20 protein-coding genes are annotated in these 20,684 nt (G+C 73.2%); 10 read left to right on the top strand and 10 right to left on the bottom strand.

Annotated features, from left to right (window positions below; translation table 11 throughout):
- The first annotated feature begins 37 nt into the window (after positions 1-37).
- The 3 genes from ACFYOV_RS27950 (at position 38) to ACFYOV_RS27940 (ending at position 4,074) form a co-directional block, all read left to right on the top strand.
- A complete protein-coding gene (locus ACFYOV_RS27950; protein WP_389092151.1) occupies positions 38-1,426 on the top strand; it encodes an aldehyde dehydrogenase family protein in 1,389 nt (462 codons plus the stop codon).
- Positions 1,427-1,442: 16 nt separating this feature from the next.
- On the top strand, positions 1,443-2,528 hold the full coding sequence (locus ACFYOV_RS27945; protein ID WP_389092149.1) for a Zn-dependent alcohol dehydrogenase: 1,086 nt from the start codon (positions 1,443-1,445) through the stop codon (positions 2,526-2,528).
- A gap of 223 nt (positions 2,529-2,751) precedes the next feature.
- Positions 2,752-4,074 carry an MFS transporter gene (locus tag ACFYOV_RS27940; RefSeq protein ID WP_389092147.1) on the top strand — a complete coding sequence of 441 codons (1,323 nt, stop codon included), beginning with the start codon at positions 2,752-2,754 and terminating at the stop codon, positions 4,072-4,074.
- Here ACFYOV_RS27940 and ACFYOV_RS27935 read toward each other — a convergent pair.
- The 3 genes from ACFYOV_RS27935 to ACFYOV_RS27925 form a co-directional block, all read right to left on the bottom strand.
- On the bottom strand, positions 4,066-5,070 hold the full coding sequence (locus ACFYOV_RS27935; protein WP_389092144.1) for a DMT family transporter: 1,005 nt from the start codon (positions 5,068-5,070) through the stop codon (positions 4,066-4,068). The genes ACFYOV_RS27940 and ACFYOV_RS27935 overlap by 9 nt on opposite strands.
- A gap of 219 nt (positions 5,071-5,289) precedes the next feature.
- Positions 5,290-6,000 carry an ArsR/SmtB family transcription factor gene (locus ACFYOV_RS27930; protein WP_389092142.1) on the bottom strand — a complete coding sequence of 237 codons (711 nt, stop codon included), beginning with the start codon at positions 5,998-6,000 and terminating at the stop codon, positions 5,290-5,292.
- Between the two features lie 56 nt (positions 6,001-6,056).
- Positions 6,057-6,695 (bottom strand): TetR/AcrR family transcriptional regulator, encoded by a 639-nt coding sequence (locus ACFYOV_RS27925; RefSeq protein ID WP_389092139.1) that lies wholly within the window; start codon positions 6,693-6,695, stop codon positions 6,057-6,059.
- Positions 6,696-6,792: 97 nt separating this feature from the next.
- On the opposite strand from ACFYOV_RS27925, the gene ACFYOV_RS27920 reads away from it, so the two are divergent.
- From ACFYOV_RS27920 to ACFYOV_RS27910, 3 genes are all read left to right on the top strand, one after another.
- The gene (locus ACFYOV_RS27920) at positions 6,793-7,944 is read left to right on the top strand and encodes an acyl-CoA dehydrogenase family protein (protein ID WP_389092137.1); all 1,152 of its coding nucleotides are present in this window, start codon (positions 6,793-6,795) and stop codon (positions 7,942-7,944) included.
- Between the two features lie 60 nt (positions 7,945-8,004).
- Positions 8,005-8,292 (top strand): YiaA/YiaB family inner membrane protein, encoded by a 288-nt coding sequence (locus tag ACFYOV_RS27915; RefSeq protein ID WP_389092134.1) that lies wholly within the window; start codon positions 8,005-8,007, stop codon positions 8,290-8,292.
- A gap of 67 nt (positions 8,293-8,359) precedes the next feature.
- Positions 8,360-9,004 (top strand): TetR/AcrR family transcriptional regulator, encoded by a 645-nt coding sequence (locus ACFYOV_RS27910; RefSeq protein ID WP_389092132.1) that lies wholly within the window; start codon positions 8,360-8,362, stop codon positions 9,002-9,004.
- Here ACFYOV_RS27910 and ACFYOV_RS27905 read toward each other — a convergent pair.
- Positions 8,995-9,456, bottom strand: coding sequence for a MaoC family dehydratase (locus tag ACFYOV_RS27905; RefSeq protein ID WP_389092130.1), 462 nt, complete (start codon positions 9,454-9,456; stop codon positions 8,995-8,997). The genes ACFYOV_RS27910 and ACFYOV_RS27905 overlap by 10 nt on opposite strands.
- Before the next feature lie 144 nt (positions 9,457-9,600).
- Here ACFYOV_RS27905 and soxR point away from each other — a divergent pair, with 144 nt between their 5' ends.
- A complete protein-coding gene (soxR, locus tag ACFYOV_RS27900) occupies positions 9,601-10,113 on the top strand; it encodes a redox-sensitive transcriptional activator SoxR (protein WP_389092128.1) in 513 nt (170 codons plus the stop codon).
- A gap of 108 nt (positions 10,114-10,221) precedes the next feature.
- Here soxR and ACFYOV_RS27895 read toward each other — a convergent pair whose 3' ends face one another.
- The 4 genes from ACFYOV_RS27895 to ACFYOV_RS27880 all read right to left on the bottom strand — a co-directional run bounded on the left by ACFYOV_RS27895 (position 10,222) and on the right by ACFYOV_RS27880 (position 14,681).
- Complete coding sequence (locus tag ACFYOV_RS27895) at positions 10,222-11,289, bottom strand: RNA ligase (ATP) (protein WP_389092125.1); 1,068 nt, start codon at positions 11,287-11,289, stop codon at positions 10,222-10,224.
- Positions 11,290-11,376: 87 nt separating this feature from the next.
- A complete protein-coding gene (locus ACFYOV_RS27890) occupies positions 11,377-12,147 on the bottom strand; it encodes a 3-keto-5-aminohexanoate cleavage protein (protein WP_389092123.1) in 771 nt (256 codons plus the stop codon).
- A 212-nt stretch (positions 12,148-12,359) separates the two neighbouring features.
- Complete coding sequence (locus tag ACFYOV_RS27885) at positions 12,360-12,962, bottom strand: hypothetical protein (RefSeq protein WP_389092121.1); 603 nt, start codon at positions 12,960-12,962, stop codon at positions 12,360-12,362.
- A gap of 450 nt (positions 12,963-13,412) precedes the next feature.
- Positions 13,413-14,681: an exo-beta-N-acetylmuramidase NamZ domain-containing protein gene (locus tag ACFYOV_RS27880; protein WP_389092118.1), complete on the bottom strand. Its 1,269-nt coding sequence runs from the start codon at positions 14,679-14,681 to the stop codon at positions 13,413-13,415.
- 319 nt (positions 14,682-15,000) lie between these two features.
- Here ACFYOV_RS27880 and ACFYOV_RS27875 point away from each other — a divergent pair, with 319 nt between their 5' ends.
- Genes ACFYOV_RS27875 through ACFYOV_RS27865 form a run of 3 tightly spaced genes read left to right on the top strand, consistent with a single transcriptional unit; the run spans position 15,001 to position 18,057 of the window.
- On the top strand, positions 15,001-15,774 hold the full coding sequence (locus ACFYOV_RS27875; RefSeq protein ID WP_389092116.1) for an SDR family oxidoreductase: 774 nt from the start codon (positions 15,001-15,003) through the stop codon (positions 15,772-15,774).
- A complete protein-coding gene (locus ACFYOV_RS27870; protein WP_389092114.1) occupies positions 15,771-17,486 on the top strand; it encodes a class I adenylate-forming enzyme family protein in 1,716 nt (571 codons plus the stop codon). Before ACFYOV_RS27875 ends, ACFYOV_RS27870 begins: the two co-directional genes overlap by 4 nt.
- Positions 17,464-18,057, top strand: a complete 594-nt coding sequence (locus ACFYOV_RS27865) for a TetR/AcrR family transcriptional regulator (RefSeq protein WP_389092112.1) — start codon at positions 17,464-17,466, stop codon at positions 18,055-18,057. The genes ACFYOV_RS27870 and ACFYOV_RS27865 overlap by 23 nt, the downstream gene beginning before the upstream one ends.
- Positions 18,058-18,419: 362 nt before the next feature.
- Here the strand turns inward: ACFYOV_RS27865 and ACFYOV_RS27860 are convergent, their stop codons facing one another.
- Both ACFYOV_RS27860 and ACFYOV_RS27855 read right to left on the bottom strand, forming a co-directional pair.
- The gene (locus ACFYOV_RS27860; RefSeq protein ID WP_389092109.1) at positions 18,420-19,634 is read right to left on the bottom strand and encodes an acyl-CoA dehydrogenase; all 1,215 of its coding nucleotides are present in this window, start codon (positions 19,632-19,634) and stop codon (positions 18,420-18,422) included.
- Positions 19,635-19,639: 5 nt separating this feature from the next.
- On the bottom strand, positions 19,640-20,674 hold the full coding sequence (locus ACFYOV_RS27855; protein WP_389092108.1) for a phosphotransferase family protein: 1,035 nt from the start codon (positions 20,672-20,674) through the stop codon (positions 19,640-19,642).
- Positions 20,675-20,684 lie beyond the last annotated feature (10 nt).

Below are 20,684 nucleotides of genomic sequence, written 5' to 3'. Positions count from 1 at the left end.
GTGCCGGACCACGACGCCCCGCCCCGGAGGAAGCGCGATGAAGGCATACGACGGCATGTACATCGACGGCGCCTGGCGCCCCGCCGCCGGCCCGGACGTGATCGAGGTCGTGAACCCGGCCGACGAGCAGGTGATCGCCACCGTTCCGGCCGGCACCGCCGAGGACGTCGACGCCGCCGTGCGCGCCGCTCGCGCCGCCCTCCCGGCCTGGGCCGCCACCCCGCCCGCCGAGCGGGCCGCGCGCCTCGCCACCCTCCGGGACGTGCTCGTGACCCGCCAGGAGGAGATCGCCGAGACGGTGACCGCCGAACTCGGCTCACCCAAGAAGCTGTCCCAGGCCGTGCACGCCGGAGTCCCCGTCGCCGTCGCCGGCTCGTACGCCGACCTGGCGGCGACGTACGCCTTCGAGGAGAGGACGGGCAACTCGACCGTCCTCCACGAGCCGGTCGGTGTGGTCGGCGCGATCACGCCATGGAACTACCCCCTGCACCAGGTCGTCGCCAAGACCGCCCCCGCCCTCGCGGCCGGCTGCACGATCGTGGTCAAGCCCGCCGAGGACACCCCGCTGGTCGCCCGCCTCTTCGCGGACGCCGTCCACACGGCCGGGATCCCGGCGGGGGTGTTCAACCTCGTCACCGGCCTCGGCCCGGTCGCGGGCCAGGCCCTCGCCGAGCACCCGGACGTCGACCTGGTCTCCTTCACCGGTTCCACCGCCGTCGGCCGCCGCATCGGCGCGATCGCCTCGGGCGCGGTCAAGAAGGTCGCCCTCGAACTGGGCGGCAAGTCCGCCAACGTGATCCTCCCCAGCGCGGACCTGGCCCGCGCGGTCGGTGTCGGCGTCGCCAACGTCATGTCGAACTCCGGTCAGACGTGCAGCGCCTGGACCCGCATGCTGGTCCACCGGGACCGGTACGAGGAGGCCGTCGAGCTCGCCGCGGCCGCCGCCGCCAAGTACGGCGACCGCATCGGCCCGCTCGTCAACGCCGGGCAGCGGGAGCGGGTGCGCGGCTACATCGAGAAGGGCGTCGCCGAGGGGGCCCGCCTGGTCGCGGGCGGACCCGAGTCCCCGCGCGAGCGGGGCTACTTCGTCAGCCCGACCGTCTTCGCCGACGTCACCCCGGACATGACCGTCGCCCAGGAGGAGATCTTCGGCCCGGTCCTGTCCGTCCTGCGCTACGAGGACGAGGAGGACGCCCTGCGCATCGCCAACGGCACCGTCTACGGCCTGGCGGGCGCCGTCTGGGCCGGCGACGAGGCCGAGGCGGTGGCCTTCGCCCGCCGCATGGAGACCGGCCAGGTCGACATCAACGGCGGACGCTTCAACCCCCTCGCACCCTTCGGCGGTTACAAGCAGTCGGGCGTCGGCCGCGAACTCGGCGTGCATGGACTGACCGAGTACCTCCAGACCAAGTCCCTCCAGTTCTAGGGGAGTCGTCACCGTCATGACCGTACGCGCCGCCGTCCTGCCCGCGATCGACGCCCCGCTGGAGATCACCGGCATCGACCTGCCCGAGCCCGGCCCCGGCCGGGTCCGGGTCCGGCTCGCCGCCGCCGGGGTCTGTCACTCCGACCTGTCCCTGTCCAACGGCACCATGCGCCTGCCGGTCCCCGCCGTCCTCGGCCACGAGGGCGCGGGTACCGTCGTCGCCGTCGGCGAGGGCGTCACCCACGTCGCGCCCGGTGACGGTGTGGTCCTCAACTGGGCGCCCTCCTGCGGGACCTGCCCCGCCTGTGCCCGCGGCGAGGTCTGGCTGTGCGCCAACGCCCTGAACGGCGCCGCCGAGGTCCACGCCCGCCGCGCCGACGACGGCACCGACCTCCACCCCGGCCTCAACGTCGCCGCGTTCGCCGAGGAGACGGTGGTGTCCGCGTCCTGCGTCCTGCCCGTCCCGGACGGCGTCCCGCTCACCGACGCCGCCCTCCTCGGCTGCGCGGTGCTCACCGGCTACGGCGCCGTCCACCACAGCGCCCGGGTCCGGCCCGGCGAGACGGTCGCGGTGTTCGGCGTGGGGGGAGTCGGGCTGGCCGCGCTCCAGTCGGCCCGGATCGCGGGCGCGGCGACGATCGTCGCGGTCGACGTGTCCCCGGAGAAGGAGGCGCTGGCGCGCTCGGCCGGGGCCACCGACTACGTCGTCGCCTCGGACACCACCGCCCGCGAGATCCGCGCCCTCACCGGCCGGCAGGGCGTGGACGTGGCCGTGGAGTGCGTCGGCCGCGCCACCACCATCCGCACGGCTTGGGACTCCACCCGGCGCGGCGGCCGCACCACGGTCGTCGGTATCGGCGGCAAGGACCAGCAGGTCTCGTTCAACGCCCTGGAGATCTTCCACTGGGGCAGGACCCTCTCCGGCTGCGTCTACGGCAACTCCGACCCCGCCCGGGACCTTCCCGTCCTCGCCGGGCACGTCCGCGCCGGCCGCCTCGACCTGGGCGCCCTGGTCACCGAGCGCATCACCCTGGACGGCATCCCGGCCGCCTTCGACACCATGCTGGCGGGCAAGGGGGGCCGGGCGCTGGTGGTCTTCTAGCCACGGCCCCGCCCCGGTCCAGGCACGCCCCGGCCTCCCGCGAGGCCGGGGCCTTCGCCCTGCCCGCGCGCCGCCCACCGTCCCGGCGTGTGTCCTGTGCAGGAAAAACTCCTGGTGCCGAACCCGTTGACGTCCATACCGTCCGGTCAGTACGTTCCCCGGAACCCAGGCCTCCCCCCACTGTTCCGCTGTTCCGTCCCCGCACCCATCGGAGCGTGCACGCATGGACACCGCACCTTCCGCCCAGCCGCTCACCACCACGGCCCCCGCGGCCCCGAACCGCCGCCGGGTCGCCACGGCGGCGGCCCTCGCCTCGGCCGTCGAGTGGTACGACTACTTCGTCTTCGGTATCGCCGCCGCCCTGGTGCTCGGCGACCTGTACTTCCCGGCCGGCAGCCCCACCGCCGGGGTCCTCGCCTCCTTCGCCACCTTCGCCGTCGGCTTCCTCGCCCGCCCACTGGGCGGCATCGTCGCCGGACAGCTCGGCGACAAGCGCGGCCGCAAGCCGATGCTGGTCCTCGCCCTCACCCTCATGGGCCTGGCCACCACCGGCATCGGACTGCTCCCGACGTACGCCACCATCGGCGTCGCCGCGCCCGTCCTGCTCGTCCTGCTGCGCATCGCCCAGGGTGTCGCCGTCGGCGCGCAGTGGGGCGGTGCGATGCTGCTGGCCACCGAGTACGCCCCCGAGGGCAAGCGTGGTGTCTACGGCAGTGTCGTCCAGCTCGGCGTCCCCATCGGCGTGGTGACCGCCAACACGGTGTTCCTGCTGGCCGGCGCGTTCACCTCGGACTCCGCGTTCACGGCCTGGGGCTGGCGGGTGCCGTTCCTGATCGGCTTCCTCGTGCTCGGCCTCGCCTGGTACATCCACACCCGCGTCGAGGAGACCCCCGAGTTCCGCGAGGCCGAACGGGCGCTGGCACAGAAGGAGAAGACCGAGCAGACCTCGCCGCTGCGCACGATCCTGCGCGGCCACCTCGGCACGGTGCTTCTGGCGGGCGGTTCCTTCGCCGTGAACACCGCGACGTTCTACATCATCATCACCGGCGTCCTCGACTACACCACCCGCGAACTCGGCATGGAACGCGGCGCGGTGCTCACCGTCTCGCTCTGTGTCAGCCTCACGCAACTGGTGCTGATCCCCGCCGCCGCCGCGCTCTCCGACCGGGTGGGCCGCATCCGGGTCTACGCCCTCGGCGCCGTCGGCATCGCGCTGTGGGCGGTGCCGATGTTCCTGCTGATCGACACCGGGTCCCTGCTGTGGCTGGCGGTGAGCACATTCGTCGCCAGTTGCTTCCTGAGCATCATGTACGGTCCCCAGGCCGCGCTGTTCGCCGAGCTGTTCACGCCGGAGATGCGTTACACCGGCGCCTCCCTGGGCTACCAGATCGCCGCCGTGGGCGGCGGCGGGCTCGCGCCCTTCGTCATGGTGCTGCTGCTCGAGGCCACGGGCACCTCGATGGCCGTGTCCGGCTACCTCGTCGGGCTCGCGGTGATCGCCCTGGTCTCCATCAAGGTCCTGGCCGGCAGGGCGCGTTCACACTGAGCCCCCGGCCCGGCCGGACCGCGGTCCCCGGGCCTCCGGCTCCGTCTCCCGAGCGGGCGGCGGAGCCGGAGCCGGGGCCGCGGCCGTCCGGGCCGCCGCCCTCGAGCGGGACCGCGACACCGCCACCCCGGCGAGGCACAGCACGCCGCCCAGCAGCGTGAGCGGGCCCGGGACCTCGCCGAGCGCCGCCCACGACATCAGCACGACCAGCGCGGGCACCGCGTACGTGGTCGCGCCCATCCGGCTCGCGGTCGTCCGGGACAGGGCGTACGCACAGGTGGTGAAGGCGAGCGCGGTCGGGAACACACCGAGGTACACCATGTTGAGCGTGGCCGACGCGGGCGCGTGTGCGGCCTCCCGCACGAGGTGCCCGGCGAACGGCAGACACGCCACCGCCCCCACCAGGCACCCGTACGTCGTCACCTGGAGCGGGCTCGCCGCGCCCAGCGCGGGCTTCTGCGCGACGACACCGGCGGCGTAGGCGACGGCCGCGAGCAGACAGAGCACCACCCCGAGGACGGACGACCCGCCCCCGCCGGACATCGACAGTCCCACGGTCACCGCGCCCGCGAACGACACGGCCATCCCCGCCAGCAGCCGGGGCGGCACCGCGTCCCCCAGCAGCCTCGCGCCGAGCAGGGCGATGAGCACCGGCCCGATGTTCACGACCAGAGCGGCCGTGCCGGCATCGACCTGCTGCTCGCCCCAGTTGAGGGCCACCATGTAGAACCCGAACCAGAGCACCCCCGACAGCGCGATCCCCCGCCACGCCGATCGTGGCGGCACCCCCTCCCGCCGCCACAGGCAGATCACCGCCAGCGTCAGCGCCCCGGCCAGCAGCCGCCCGAGCGCGAGCGCCCCCGGCGAGTACGCGGCCCCCGCACTGCGGATCGACACGAAGGCGGAGGCCCACAACACCACCGTGACCACGGCGGCACCACCGGCGAGCAGCTCCGTACGGGAGCCGCCGGGACGGGAGACGGAGACGTTCATCATGCTCCTGAGGCTTGGAGGGAGGGCGAGGGAGGACTCGCGGATTCTCGACGGGGACACGGGGCGGCGGCCGGGCCGGGCAACCGGGGCCGTGCGCCGGGTGGCCGGGGCGGTGGGCCGGGCGGCAGCCGGCCTCGCACGACACCGCCGCCCACCGCGGCAGCCGGCCTCGCCCGACACCGCCGCCCACCGCGGCACCCGGCCTCGCCCGACACCGCCCGCCTACCGCAGCACCCGCCACTCGATGCCCAGCAGCTCGGACAGCGCACGCTCGCCCGCCCCGGTCACCCGTACCGCGCGCTCGGTGCCGATGCGGGCGCACCATCCGGCCTCGAGGGCGTGGCGGCACAGGGCGGCGCCCGCGACGCCGGCGAGGTGGGGGCGGCGTTCCGTCCAGTCCAGGCAGGCGCGGGCCAGAGGACGGCGGGCCCGCCGGTCGAGGGTGATGCCGGCGGCCGCGAACCAGTCCAGGCCCGCGTCGGTCAGCGCGAATCCCGTGTCCTGACGCAGCAGCCCGCGGTCCGTCAGCGCGTCCGTGACCGCGATGCCGAGCCGTCCGGCGAGATGGTCGTAGCAGGTACGGCCGCGGGCCATGGCCGAGCCGGCGCTCGCCCCGCGCAGCGTCGCCGGCCGGCGCGCGGCGTCCGGGGCGACCTGCGCCGCCAGGTCCTCCACCAGCTGCGCGACGCGGGCGTCGGCCAGCCGTACGTACCGGTGCCGCCCCTGCCGCTCCTCGGCGAGCAGCCCGCCCGCGACCAGCTTGCCCAGGTGCTCGCTCAGCGTGGAGGCGGCGACCCCCGCGTGCCGCGCCAGCTCGCCCGCCGTCCACGCCCGTCCGTCCAGCAGCGCCAGCAGACACGCCGCTCGCGTCTCGTCGGCGATCAGCCCGGCGAGCCGCGCCAGCCCCGGCGCCCGTGCATCCCTCGTGGTCATGTCCTCAGGATGCGGCACGAACCCTTCGGCGCCCGCCGAAGCGTCCGCCCGGATCCCTATGCTCCCCGCACCTGCTCGTACTGCCGTGCCAGCCCGTCCAGCAGTGCCGTCAGGCCCGTCTCGAAGGCGCGCTCGTCGATCTTCTCCTGCTGCTCGGCGAGCAGGTGGGCCTGACCGAGGTGGGGATAGTCGGCCGGGTCGTAGGCACTGGCGTCGTCGACGAAACCGCGCGCGAAGGAGCCCAGCGCGGAACCCATGATGAAGTACCGCATCAGCGCGCCGATGGACGTGGCCTGCGCGGGCGGCCAGCCGGCCTCGACCATCGCGCCGTAGACCGCGTCGGCGAGCCGCAGCGCCGCCGGACGGCGCCCGGGCCCACGGGCCAGCACCGGGACGATGTTCGGGTGGTCGCGCAGCGCGGCCCGGTAGGAGACGGCCCAGTCGTGCAGCGCGGTCCGCCAGTTCCGGCCGTCCTCGAACATCGACAGATCGACCTGCGCGCTCACCGAGTCCGCCACCGCCTCCAGGATCTCGTCCTTGGTGCGGAAGTGGTTGTAGAGCGAGGGCCCGCTGACCCCGAGCTCCGCGGCCAGCCGCCGCGTGGAGACGGCCGCCAGACCCTCCGCGTCCACGAGCGCACGCGCCGTCTCGACGATCCGGTCGGTGCTCAGCAGGGGCTTGCGCGGTCGGGCCATGGCGCACATAGTAGGGCTGCACACTAAACTAGCAGTGCTAATTTAAACGTACGGCTTTCAAGCGCCATCGGCGTGCGACCAAGTGGGGTGACTCGGCATGAACCTGGAGCTCAGCGAGGAACAGGAGGCCGTCCGCCGGCTCGCCCGGGACTTCGTCGAGCGCGAGGTCGCCCCGCACGCCCTCGCGTGGGACCGGGCCGAGGAGGTCGACCGGGGCATCCTCGAGAAGCTCGGCGCGCTCGGCTTCCTCGGCCTGACGATCGACGAGGAGTACGGTGGCTCCGGCGGCGACCACCTCGCGTACTGCCTGGTCACCGAGGAACTGGGCCGCGGCGACTCCTCGGTGCGCGGCATCGTCTCCGTCTCCCTGGGCCTGGTCGCCAAGACCGTCGCCGCCTGGGGGAGCGAGGAGCAGAAGCGGACCTGGCTGCCCGGGCTCACCTCCGGCGCGTACGTCGGCTGCTTCGGCCTGACCGAGCCGGGCACCGGCTCCGACGCGGGCAGTCTCACCACCCGCGCGGTGCGCGACGGCGGGGACTACGTCCTCAACGGCACCAAGATGTTCATCACCAACGGCACCTGGGCCGACGTCGTCCTGCTCTTCGCCCGCTCCACCGACGCCCCCGGCCATCGGGGCGTCTCCGCCTTCCTCGTCCCCACCGACACCCCCGGCCTGACCCGCCGCCCCGTCCACGGCAAGCTGGGTCTGCGCGGCCAGGCCACCGCCGAGCTGGTCCTCGAGGACGTACGGGTACCCGCGTCCGCCCTGCTGGGCCCCGAGGGCAAGGGCTTCTCGGTCGCCATGTCGGCCCTGGCCAAGGGCCGGATGTCGGTCGCCGCGGGCTGTGTCGGCATCGCCCAGGCCGCCCTGGACGCGGCGGTCCGCCACGCCGGGGAGCGCGAGCAGTTCGGCAGGACCATCGCCCACCACCAGCTGGTCCAGGAGCTGATCAGCGACATCGCCGTGGACGTCGACGCCGCACGGCTGCTCACCTGGCGCGTCGCCGACCTGATCGACCGCGGGCGGCCGTTCGCCGTCGAGTCCTCCAAGGCCAAGCTCTTCGCCTCGGAGGCCGCCGTCCGCGCCGCCAACAACGCCCTGCAGGTCTTCGGCGGCTACGGCTACATCGACGAGTACCCGGCCGGCAAGCTGCTGCGTGACGCCCGCGTGATGACGCTCTACGAGGGCACCAGCCAGATTCAGAAGCTGGTCATCGGCCGGGCGCTGACGGGGATCTCGGCGTTCTGAGTACCGGACTGAGTACCTGAGCGGATGTGATCCGGGCCATTCCGGCCGACTCTGGGCCCCATGAGTGACACACCGGTCAAGCAGCAGAGTACGGCCGCCTTCTACGGTCAGGCCGTCGCGTCCTTCGCGGTCGCCCTGGGCGCCACCGCGATCGGTATCTTCAACCTCCGGACCGACGCCTGGGTGCGTGCCTTCCTGGCCATCGCGGTCCTGTACCTTGTCACCTCCGCCTTCACCCTGGCCAAGGTCATCCGTGACCGGCAGGAGGCGGGGCAGATCGTCAACCGCGTCGACCAGGCACGCCTGGAGAAACTGCTCGCGGAGCACGACCCGCTGCAGAAGCTCTGACGCCGCACTAAGCGCTCGCTCACCCTTGCCGGTATGGTGTTGTCCCTGACAGCGAATGGGGTGAGCGATGAGTACGGCGGAGGAGACGGTCGGCGGCGAGGCGCAGCCGTGGGGTGAGGTCACGCCCGACGCGGCCCGGCGGTTGCTGCTCGCCGCCGTGGAGGCCTTCGCGGAGCGCGGCTACCACGCCACGACGACCCGTGACATCGCGGGCCGCGCCGGCATGAGCCCGGCCGCGCTCTACATCCACTACAAGACCAAGGAAGAGCTGCTCCACCGCATCAGCAGGATCGGCCATGAGAAGGCCCTGGAGATCCTGCGCACGGCGGCCCGCGCCGAGGGCAGCGCCACCGACCGGCTCGCCGAGGCGGTCAGTTCCTTCGTCCGCTGGCACGCGGGCGGCCGCACCACGGCGCGGGTCGTGCAGTACGAACTGGACTCGCTCGGCTCCGACGCCCGCGCCGAGATCCTCGCGCTGCGCCGGCAGGTCGACGCCGAGGTGCGCGGGATCATCGAGGACGGCGTGCGCTCCGGCGAGTTCGATGTCCTCGACGTGCGAGGGACGACCCTCGCCGTGCTCTCCCTGTGCATCGACGTGGCCCGCTGGTTCAACGTGGACGGACCCCGCACCCCCGAGGAGGTCGGCGCCCTCTACGCCGACCTCGTGCTCAGGATGGTGGGGGTCCGGGACCGGGGCACCGCTCAGACGTAGTAGCGGGCCACCGACTCGGCCACGCACACCGGCTTGTCGCCGCCCTCGCGCTCCACGGTGAACGCCGTGGTCACCTGGGCGCCGCCCGGCACGTCGTCCACGGCGGTGATCGTCGCCGTGGCGCGCAGCCGTGAGCCGACCGGGACCGGCGCGGGGAAACGGACCTTGTTGGTGCCGTAGTTGACGCCCATCTTCACGCCCTCCACGGCGATCAGCCGGGGGCCGAAGAGCGGCAGCAGCGACAGGGTCAGATAGCCGTGCGCGATGGTCGTGCCGAACGGCCCCACCGCCGCCTTCTCCGGGTCGACGTGGATCCACTGGTGGTCGCCGGTGGCCTCGGCGAACAGGTCGATCCGCTTCTGGTCGATCTCCAGCCAGTCGGTGTACCCCAGTTGCTCGCCCACCGCCGCCTTCAGGTCGTCGACGGACGTGAAGATCCTCGGCTCTGCCATGGTCCGGCCTCTCGCGTCACGTGGTCGCACGCGCATCCGCGTGCGCATGCCTAAGCGACTGCTTAGCATGGTCGCCCGGACGCCCCGTGTCAACGGAACCGGCAACCGGGGAGGGCCGCGCGGCGGGTCGGTAGGCTTCGAGGGGTGCCCCAGATCCCAGAGAAGATCCACGAGCTCACCGTCGGCCAGCTCTCCGCCCGCAGCGGCGCCGCGGTCTCCGCCCTGCACTTCTACGAGGCCAAGGGCCTGATCAGCAGCCGCCGCACCCCGGGCAACCAGCGTCGCTACAGCCGTGACACCCTGCGCCGCGTCGCCTTCATCCGCGCCGCCCAGCGCGTGGGCATCCCGCTCGCCACGATCCGCGAGGCGCTCGCCGAACTCCCCGAGGAGCGCACGCCCACCCGGGACGACTGGGCCCGTCTCTCCGAGGCGTGGCGCTCGGAGCTGGACGAACGCATCAAGCAGCTCAACCGCCTGCGCGACCACCTCACCGACTGCATCGGCTGCGGCTGCCTCTCCCTGGACACCTGCGTCCTGTCCAACCCGGGCGACGTCTTCGGTGAACGCCTGACGGGCTCCCGCCTGATGGCCGAGCCGGGAGCGGCCCGCCGGGCCAACGGCAGGGGCCGCGAGCGCACCCCCCGGGACCGCCATTGACGACCGTCCCGACGGCGCCGCGCCGTCGGCGTCCCGTCGTTGCTGCCGGCGTCCCGGCGCACCGACGGCGGCCCGACCCGCCGTCGGTACCGACGGCGGGCGCCGGTCTCACTCGTACTCCGTGCCGCCCTTCCGGGTCAGATACGCGGGGCTGACCGCCTTCGCGATGGCACGGCCACCGGTCACCGGGCTGTGGCGCTCCACGGCCGGGCGGATCACCACGCCCTCCCGCAGGTGCAGATCCCGCCCGGACACCGTCTCCCGCCCGGTGGCCAGCTCCAGCACCCGCTCGCTGTCGTACGGCCCCTCGAACAGCTGCGGCACCAACGGCAGTTGCCCGTTCAGCAGTTCGGCCGCGTCCAGCCAGCGCACCCGGCCGTCGATCTCCGCGGAGACGTCGAACACGGCGTACCCCAGGGTGTCGCGGCGCCCGTCCGCGCCGTACGTGAGGTCCTGCACGCCCGCGCCGAACACCTCGCCGAAGACGCCGACGCGCCGGGCCCCCAGCCGCTCGGCGAGCTCCGCGGCCACCTGCGCGACGCCGTGACCGCGCACCGCCCGCCAGTACAGATTGCGCGGGTCCTCCTTCAGCGCCAGCGACCGGGAACCGAACCCCTTGGAGGACACGTACACCCGCCCCTCGTCGGCGAGGTACGTCAGCAGGCACGCCGAACCGTGCAGCTTCTCGGTCAGCACCACGGGCTCGCCGGGGTCGAAGATCTCCGGGTACCGCTGGATGTTCTCGATGTCGACCCAGGGGAGCAGGTCGGGCGCGGACTCCACGTCGCCGTCCATGGTGGGCGGCACCGGTGGCACCCACTTGGTGATGCCGAGCAGTTCCGCGAAGTCGGCGCCGTCCTCGGCGGCGCGTACCAGATCGACGCCCGCGAGCGCGTCGGGCCGGCACACGATGCCCTGCGACAGCTCGCCGCGCAGCCGGACCGCCTTGACCCGGTCGCGGTTCGCGCCCGCGAGCCGGCCGGTCAGCCCCAGCTCCTCGATCAGCGCGGCCGGCAGCACCGCCTGCTCGGGGATGTAGACCGCGGCCTCGCCCGTGCGGTACGCCCCCTTGGCGACGACGGCCCGGTACAGGCCCACCTGGGCCAGTTCGAGCGCGTCGGCGTTCGGGTGCTCGTGGACGGTCAGGACTTCGGCGGTGACGCGCAGCGTCGACATCGGTTCGGCTCCTCGGGCGCTCGGGGATCCCTCGTCGCCCCCAACTCTGGGCAGGGGAAAGCGATGGAACGACCGGTTTACCGCCTGCTACGGTCGGCCCCGGACCCCCGCCGCCCACGGCGGCGCCGACCTCCGCGCCCGCTCGTACTCGGCCAGGCCCGCGGCCACCAGCCGGGCGTTGTCACCGGCCGGTCGACCGTCCGGCAGGGTGAGGGTGTCCTCCAGGCCGATGCGGGTCGCGAGGCCCAGGCGGCCGGCGAGGCGCAGGACCGGCCAGGCGCCGCCCTCCTCGCCGTGCAGCAGCACCGGACGGCCGTGGGCCGGCCCGAGTCCTGCCAGCAGGGCGGGCGCGGACTTCCGCGCGGCGTCCGGGGTCGTCTCCGTCACTTCCGCCAGCACCCGCAGCACCCTCGGCGCGAGGGGCGAGGCGGTGAACCGCGCCGCCCCGTGGGTGCCGGACCAGACGCCGGCCTCCACGCCCACGCCGAGATCGAGCAGCGCGGCGGCGACCTCCTCGGCGCCGGGCTCGTGCCAGTTGACCGAGGCGTGGTCGGGCGGCTCGGGCAGCCCGGACCAGCCGCGCACGCGCTCGAGGCGCACGCGGGGATCCGGCTCGGCCCATGCGCCCGTGGTGACCCCGACCGGTACCGCCACCCGCGCCCGTATCGCCTCGAGCGTCACCGCCAGCACCCGGTGCGAGAGCGTGTCCCGCCCGCACGGCGTCCTGGGGTGCACATGCACGTCCGTCGCCCCCGCGGCCACGGCACGCGCCGCCGACTCGCCCATCGCCTCCGGAGACAGGGGCACCCCCGCGCCGTCGCAGGCGCCCCGCGTCCCGTTCAGACAGACCTGCACCACGACCCCGTGGTCGCCGCCCACCCCTGACGACGCCCCGGGAGGACGGAGGTGGGCGGCGCGAGAGGGCGGGGGCGCGGCATCACCGGCGCACCCCCGCACCCCGGCGCCCGGGCGAACCGAGGCCCCGGCCCCGTGTCGTCCCGTTCCCGGATCCCCCGTGTCACCCGGCCCCCGTTCCCCCGTAGGTCGTCACGCCGTCACTTCCGGAACACTCACGCCGAAACCAGCAGCCTCGTCCGCCGGGACTCGGCCAGTGCCTCGGGGGTGAGCACGGGGCGCGGCACCAGGATCCCGCAGTCCGTGCAGACGGGGCCCGCCGAGGGCTCGTGGTCCAGGCCGTAGCGCCATGTCAGCCGTTCCCCCCGGCACACGGGGCACGCCGAGCCCGGTTCCCGCTCCAGCGCCGCGATGAGCCGGCGCAGCACCTCCGCCAGGGGCTCCCGCGGATGCACACGCGGGTCGTCGCACCAGGCCACCCCGAAGCCTCCCCAGGTCATCCGGTGCCAGTCGTCGACACTCGAGGGCCTGCGCAGCCCGTCGTGCTTCTCCTTCCTGCGGCGCTCGGCGAACTCCACCTCGTACGCGAGCCAGACCGCCCGGGCCTCCTCCAGCTCCTCCAGCGCGGCCACGAGCCGCACCGGGTCGGGAGAACGGTCCTCGGGGTCGAACCCGGCCCGCGAGCACAAGTGGTCCCACGTCGCCCTGTGCCCGTAAGGAGCGAATCGCTCGAGGCACTTGCGCAGTGAATAGCGCCGCAGTGCCAAATCGCACCGCGGATCACGGACCTGTCTCGCCAGACTCCGGAAACCGGCCATCGTTCTGCACCTCCGTCACACCTGCACCTGTAATCCGGTCACTTCGGCGTCGTCGAACGGACGTCGCCGAATAGACGTATCGACAAGCGAATCGGCTCCATCCTTTTTCCGATGGCCCCCATCGGCTGTCGAAGGGACTGGCGGGCCAACGTCCGTGCTCCTCGCAGCAGTTGCTCTCACGTGTGGTCGCCCCGGTCGTCGCCCGCCCCTTCCCGCCGGGGAGAGGTCCCGTGTGCGGCACGGCCCGCGCACCGCCCTCGACGCACTGAGAACTCCCCGCGGCTTCCACGGGTTCCTGAAGACCACGCCGATATGCGCGCCGATCTCCGTTCATTTCGCACCCGCAGCCGCACAGCACGGCCTGAAAGGGCTTTCGGGCAGGTGAAAAGGGGCGCCGGGTGTGCCGCACCTCACAGCAAACACCCGCGCCCCCCGAGTGGGACCGCCGGTTCAGCGGTAGAGCAGATACTCCTCCCGCACCCTGCGGAACGCCGCGAGCTCCTCCCGCCAGCCGGCCACCACCTCGTCCGTGTTCGCGCCCGCGTCGATCATCATGCGCACGCGCGGGGAACCGGTGAGCTTGTCGATCCAGTGGTCCGGCCGCCAGGCGAACCCGCCCCACACCCGCTTCGCGGTCACCAGCAGCCCGATCCCGGTGCGCACGGGGTCGAACGCCACCCGGTCGTGGACGTGAAGCTGCACGCCCCCGATCGTCCGCCCCTGGAACTTGGAGAAGGTGGGAGCGAAGTACGCCTCCCTGAAGCGCACGCCCGCCAGGCCCAGCCCGTTCGCCGCGGCCGCCCAGCGTCCGTCGATCCCCTCGGCGCCCAGCAGCTCGAACGGCCGGGTCGTCCCGCGCCCCTCGGACAGGTTGGTGCCCTCGAACAGGCATGTCCCCGAGTACACCAGTGCGGTCTCGGGCGTCGGCATGTTGGGGCTCGGCGGCACCCAGGGGAGCCCGGAGGCGTCGTAGAAGTCCGACCGCCTCCAGCCCGTCATCCGCACCGTCTCCAGCGGTACCGGAGCGGTCAGGAACTCCCCGTTGAACAGCCGCGCCAGCTCGCCGACCGTCATCCCGTGCGCCTGTGCGATCGGCTCCCGTCCGACGAACGTGGCGAACTCCTTGTGCAGCACCGGCCCCAGCGCGGCCCGCCCGGTCACCGGGTTCGGCCGGTCCAGGACCACGAACCGCTTCCCGGCGAGCCGCGCGGCCTCCATGCAGTCGTACAGGGTCCAGATGTACGTGTAGAAGCGTGCGCCCACGTCCTGGATGTCGAAGACGACCGTGTCCACGCCGGACGCGCTGAAGATCGCGGCGAGCGCCTCACCGTTCTTGAGGTACGTGTCGTACACGGGCAGTCCGGTCGCCGGGTCGTCGTGACGGCCCTCCGAACCGCCCGCCTGCGCGGTGCCCCGGAAGCCGTGTTCGGGGCCGAAGACGGCGATCAGGCCGACGCGGTCGTCGCCGTGCATCACGTCGACGACGTGCCGTACGTCGCGGGTGATGCCCGTCGGGTTGGTGACCACCCCCACCCGCTGTCCCTCCAGCGGCGCGTAACCGTCCGCGGCGAGACGCTCGAAGCCGGTGCGCAGCCGGCGGCCGCCCGCCGGGGCCGGCGCCCCGGGTGCCGCCTGCGCCGGTGCCGCGGTGACCGCGACCGCGGCCGTGGCACCGGCGAGCAGGCTCCGCCGTGAGAGGATCCGTCGTAATGGGTTCATGCGGTGACCTCCGTGTGCGCGGCGGGTGTCATGCCCACGCACGCTAGCGCGCGGAACCGTCCCCGGGAACGAGCCGCACCGTCGCCGTCGCGCGGCGGCGGACCGGCACCGCGACCGTCCGCGTTCCCCTTCCACGGTGCATACCGACCGGTTAGTCTGACGCGACGCAGTACCGCCGCCGAGCAGGCGTGGGCCCCGCCCGTGATCCCGTCCCCGTCACGTCCGCGCGACCGCAGCCCGCGCACGGGACGGCACGCGGGCGCGGCCGGACCGGGGAAGCGGCGTGGCAGTCGCAGGCAGGCCGTGTCGAAGGAGATCGATGGTGGAAGCCGTGCAGGGTACGAGGGTCGTCGTCACAGGGGCAGGAGGCGGTATCGGGGCGGCGCTGGCCCGCCGTTTCGCCGGACAGGGGGCCCGGGTCGTCGTCAACGACCTGGACGCCGACCGCGCCGAGGCCGTCGCCCGCGAGATCGGCGGCATCGCGGTCCCGGGCGACGCCTCGGCCGTCGTCGGCGAGGCCCGCGAAGCGCTCGGCGGCACCGTCGACGTCTACTGCGCCAACGCGGGCGTGGGACGCGACGGCGGCGAGCCGGGCGGGCCCCTCGACGAAGGGGGCTGGGCGCTGTCCTGGGACGTCAATGTCATGGCGCACGTCCGCGCGGCGCACGAACTGCTCCCGGACTGGCTGGAGCGCGGCAGCGGGCGCTTCGTCTCCACCGTCTCCGCCGCCGGACTGCTCACCATGATCGGCACCGCCCCCTACAGCGTCACCAAGCACGGCGCGTACGCCTTCGCCGAATGGTTGTCGCTGACCTACCGCCATCGCGGAGTGAAGGTCCACGCGATCTGTCCCCAGGGCGTGCGCACCGACATGCTCGACGCCAGTGGCAGCGCGGGCGAACTCGTCCTCAAGCCCACCGCCATCGAGCCGGAGGACGTGGCCGACGCCCTCTTCTGTGGCATCGAGGAGGACCGCTTCCTGGTCCTGCCGCACCCCGAGGTCGCCGAGTACTACCGCGCTCGTGCCGCCGACCCCGACCGCTGGCTCAGCGGCATGAACCGCATCCAGCGGCAGTGGGAGGCCGCCCGGTGACCGGGTCCCGTTACGCGGCCAAGCCCTGGCTGGCCCTCCTCACCGACGCCCAGCGCGCCCCCGTCGACCCCGACGACTCCCTCGTGCACGCCCTGCGCCGGGTGGCCGCCGAGGCCCCGGACCGCACCTTCCTCACCTACTTCGACGGCCGCCTGACCTACCGCGAGGCCGACGCTCTCAGCGACTCCGTCGCCGGACACCTCGCCGCCCGCGGCCTGGGGCGCGGGGACCGGGCGGCGATCGTGCTCCAGAACTCCCCGCTGTTCGTCCTCGCCCTGCTCGGTGCCTGGAAGGCGGGCGCGGTCGTCGTGCCGGTCAACCCGATGTACAAGTCGGCGGAGGTGAGCCACGTCCTGCGGGACGGTGACGTCACCGCGCTGATCTGCTCCGACCGGGCCTGGGAGTCGTACCTGCGCGCCACGGCCGCCGACACGCCCGTGCGGATCGTGCTCACCGGCTGCGAGCTGGACTTCCAGAGCCGCGGCGACACGCGCGTGCTCACCTTCGAGCGGCTCCCGCAGGCCGCGGACGCCGACGACCTCACCACCGTTGCCCGCCGGGGCCACCCCGCTCCCGAGAACCGCGACCCCGCCCCCCGCGACACCGCGCTGATCAGCTACACCTCCGGCACCAGCGGCACCCCCAAGGGCGCCACCAACACGCACGGCAACATCATGTACAACGCCGAACGGCAGCGCACCGGACTGGGTCTGCCGGAGGCGCCCGTCTACTACGCGCTGGCACCCCTGTTCCACATCACCGGCATGGTGTGCCAGCTTGGGGCCTGCCTGAACAGCGCGGGCACCCTCGTCCTCACGTACCGCTTCGAGGCGGGCACGGTGCTGGACGCCTTCGCCGAGCACCGGCCGCACTACACCGTCGGCCCGTCGACCGCGTTCATGGCGCTGGCCGCCCACCCGGCCGCCGGCCGCGACCACTTCTCCTCCTTCCGGGTGATCTCCTCCGGCGGCGCCCCGCTCCCGCCCGCCCTGGTCGAGACGTTCCGGGCCGGTTTCGGGCCGTACATCCGCAACGGCTACGGGCTCACCGAATGCACCGCCCCCTGCGCCTCCGTGCCGCCGCACCTGGAGGCGCCCGTCGACCCCGGCTCCGGAACCCTCGCCGTGGGCGTGCCCGGACCCGACACGGTGGTGCGGATCGTCGACGAGCGGGGGGAGGAGGTGCCCCTCGGCGAGCAGGGCGAGATCGCGGTGCGCGGACCGCAGGTCGTGCCCGGCTACTGGGGACGGCCCGACGCCACCGCCGAGACCTTCCCGAACGGCGAACTGCGCACCGGCGACATCGGGTTCATGGACCCCGAGGGCTGGCTCTACGTCGTCGACCGCAAGAAGGACATGATCAACGCGTCCGGCTTCAAGGTGTGGCCGCGCGAGGTCGAGGACGTCCTCTACACGCACCCGGCGGTGCGCGAGGCGGCCGTCGTGGGCGTGCCCGACGGATACCGCGGGGAGACCGTCAAGGCCTACGTCAGTCTGCGCCCCGGCGCCGAGACGGACCCCGGTGCGCTCGCCGCGTACTGCAGGGAGAGACTGGCCGCCTACAAGTATCCGCGCCAGGTGGAGATCCTGCCGGACTTGCCCAAGACGGCCAGTGGGAAGATCCTCCGTCGGGAACTGCGTTCCTTGACGGACGACAGCCAGCAGCGACACGGAAAGGCGGGTGGCGGCAGTGCCCAGGACGACGGACGGTGACGGGACTCCCGTACCGCAGCGGCTTCTGGCCGCCGCCACCCGGCTCTTCGCCGAGCAGGGATACGACCGCACCTCGGTACAGGAGATCGTCGAGGCGGCCGGCGTCACCAAGGGGGCGCTCTACCACTACTTCGGTTCCAAGGACGACCTGCTGCACGAGGTCTACGCGCGCGTCCTGCGGGTCCAGCAGGAGCGCCTGGACGCCTTCGCGGACGCCGACGAGCCGATCGAGAAGCGGCTGCGGGGCGCGGCGGCCGACGTCGTCGTCACGACGATCGAGAACCTCGACGACGCGTCGATCTTCTTCCGCTCCATGCACCATCTGAGCCCGGAGAAGAACAAGCAGGTGCGCGCCGAGCGTCGGCGCTACCACGAGCGCTTCCGTGCGCTGATCGAGGAGGGCCAGGAGGCCGGCGTGTTCTCCCGAGCCACCCCGGCGGACCTGGTGGTGGACTACCACTTCGGCTCGGTGCACCACCTGTCGACGTGGTACCGCCCCGACGGGCCGCTCAGCCCGCAGGAGGTCGCCGACCACCTCGCCGACCTCCTGCTGCGGGCACTGCGCCCCTGAGGCACCGAGCAGGCCCGCGGCTGCCGGGTGCGGACCTCGGCCCGCGCCCGGCCGGCGCCACCGTGCGCCCCGGGCCGGGCCGCCGCACCGTCACGCACGGCAGCCCCGCCCGCGCCCGGTCCGCACCGGCTCACCGGCGGGTGGCCAGGGCCACGTCGCAGGTGGTGCGGCGCGGCGGCCCGCGGTGCGCCGCGAGCCGCCGTACAACCGTCTCCGGACCGCGGTCCCCGCGTGAAGGCCGACACAGGGCACCCAGGCCAGGTCGGGGACCATCCCCGCCCCGGCCCGGCGCGGGGATGGTCCGGCTTCCGGCGACCCTCTCCGCAACCGGCGCCCCGCTCGGGTACCGGACAACTGGCCGACTACAGGTACTTCTTCAGCTCCCGCCGCGCCAGCGACCGCTGGTGGACCTCGTCCGGGCCGTCGGCGATCATCAGGGTGCGGGCCCCGGCGTACAGCTCGGCCAGCGGGTAGTCCTGGCTCACCCCGCCCGCGCCGTACAGCTGGATCGCCCGGTCGAGGATCTGCACGACGGTCCGCGGAGTGGCGATCTTGATGGCCTGGATCTCCGTGTGCGCGCCCTTGTTGCCCACGGTGTCCATCATCCAGGCCGTCTTCAGCACCAGCAGCCGCAGCTGCTCGACCGCGACCCGGGCGTCCGCGATCCAGTTGTGGACCACGCCCTGCTGGGCGAGCGCCTTGCCGAACGCCGTGCGCGACACCGCCCGCCGGCACATCAGCTCGATCGCCCGCTCCGCCATGCCGATCAGCCGCATGCAGTGGTGGATCCGGCCGGGTCCGAGGCGGGCCTGCGCGATGGCGAAGCCGCTGCCCTCCTCGCCGATCAGGTTGGCCACCGGCACGCGCGCGTGGTCGAAGACCACCTCGGCGTGACCGCCGTGGTACTCGTCGCCGTAGCCGAAGACGTGCATGGCGCGCGTGACCGTGACACCCGGGGTGTCGCGCGGCACCAGCACCATGGACTGCTGGCGGCGGATGTCGGCCCCGTCCGGGTCGGTCTTGCCCATGACGATGAAGATCTTGCAGTCCGGGTGCATGGCCCCGGAGATGTACCACTTGCGGCCGGTGATGACGTACTCGTCGCCGTCCCGCTCGATGTGGGTGGTGATGTTGGTGGCGTCCGAGGAGGCCACGTCGGGCTCGGTCATCGCGAACGCCGACCGGATCTCACCCGACAGCAGCGGTTCCAGCCACTGCTTCTTCTGCTGCTCGTCGCCGAAGTGCGCCAGCACCTCCATGTTGCCCGTGTCCGGCGCGGCGCAGTTGGTCACGGTGGGCGCCAGCTGGGGGGAGCGCCCCATGATCTCGGCCAGCGGGGCGTACTGCAGGTTGGTGAGACCGGCGCCGTACTCGTCGTCGGGCAGGAACAGGTTCCACAGGCCCTGCCTGCGGGCCTCGGCCTTGAGGTCCTCGACGACGGGCACGGTGTCCCACGGCGAGGCCAGCCGGGCGCGCTGCTCGTGCGCGACCTGCTCGGCGGGGTGGACGTGCTCGTCCATGAAGGCGAGGAGCCTGGCGCGCAGCTCTTCGGTGCGCGCGTCGAACGCGAAGTCCATGACGATCAGCCCTTCTCGAGGCCCTGGTGAAGCGTGGTCAGACCGTGCTCGATGAAGACCGGGACCAGATCGCCGATGCGGTCGAAGCCGCGGCCGACCGTCTGGCCCAGCGTGTAGCGGTAGTGGATGCCCTCGAGGATCACGGCGAGCTTGAACCAGGCGAACGCCGTGTACCAGGAGACCGCGGAGACGTCGCGCCCGGAGCGCGCGGCGTACCGCTCGATCAGTTCGCCGGGCGCCGGGTGCCCCGGGGCCTCGGCGGTGGTGGAGACGGGCGAGTTCCGCATGCCGAGCGGCTGGCTGTACATCACCAGCAGGCCCAGGTCGGTCAGCGGGTCGCCGAGCGTGGACATCTCCCAGTCCAGGATCGCCCTGATCCGGTCGTCCTCGCCGATCAGGACGTTGTCGAGCCGGTAGTCGCCGTGGACGACGGTCGGCGCGGGGGAGTGGGGCAGCTCCCGGCCGAGCTCCGCGTGCAGCTCGTCGATCCCGGCCAGATCGCGGTTGCGGGAGGCGTCCAGCTGCTTGCCCCAGCGCCGCAGCTGCCGGTCCAGGAAGCCCTCGGGACGGCCGAAGCCGGCCAGGCCCACCTCGCCGGGGTCCACCGCGTGCAGTTCGACCAGCGTGTCCACCAGGTTCAGCACGGCGTTCCGGGTGCGTTCCGGGCCGAGCGGGGCGAGCTGGTCGGCGGTGCGGTAGGGGGTGCCCTCGACGAACTCCATCACGTAGAACGGGGCCCCGAGCACCTCCTCGTCCTCGCACAGCAGCACCGGGTTCGGCACCGGGACGGCGGTCGGGTGGAGCGCGCTGATCACCCGGTGCTCGCGCTTCATGTCGTGCGCGGTCGCCAGGACGTGACCGAGCGGCGGGCGCCGCACGACCCACTGGGAGGTGCCGTCGGTGACCGCGTAGGTGAGGTTCGACCGTCCGCCCTCGATCAGCCGGCCGGACAGCGCGCCGGCGACCAGGCCGGGCCGTTCCCTTTCGAGCAGGCCGTGCAGCCGGTCGAGATCGAGTCCGGGCGGGTGGTCGGGGCTCATCGTCGCTCCT

The organism is Streptomyces sp. NPDC005931 (assembly GCF_042871235.1).
GTDB lineage: Bacteria > Actinomycetota > Actinomycetes > Streptomycetales > Streptomycetaceae > Streptomyces.
Note: the sequence above shows the minus strand (reverse complement) of the source record. Positions and strands in the feature narration are given on the sequence as shown.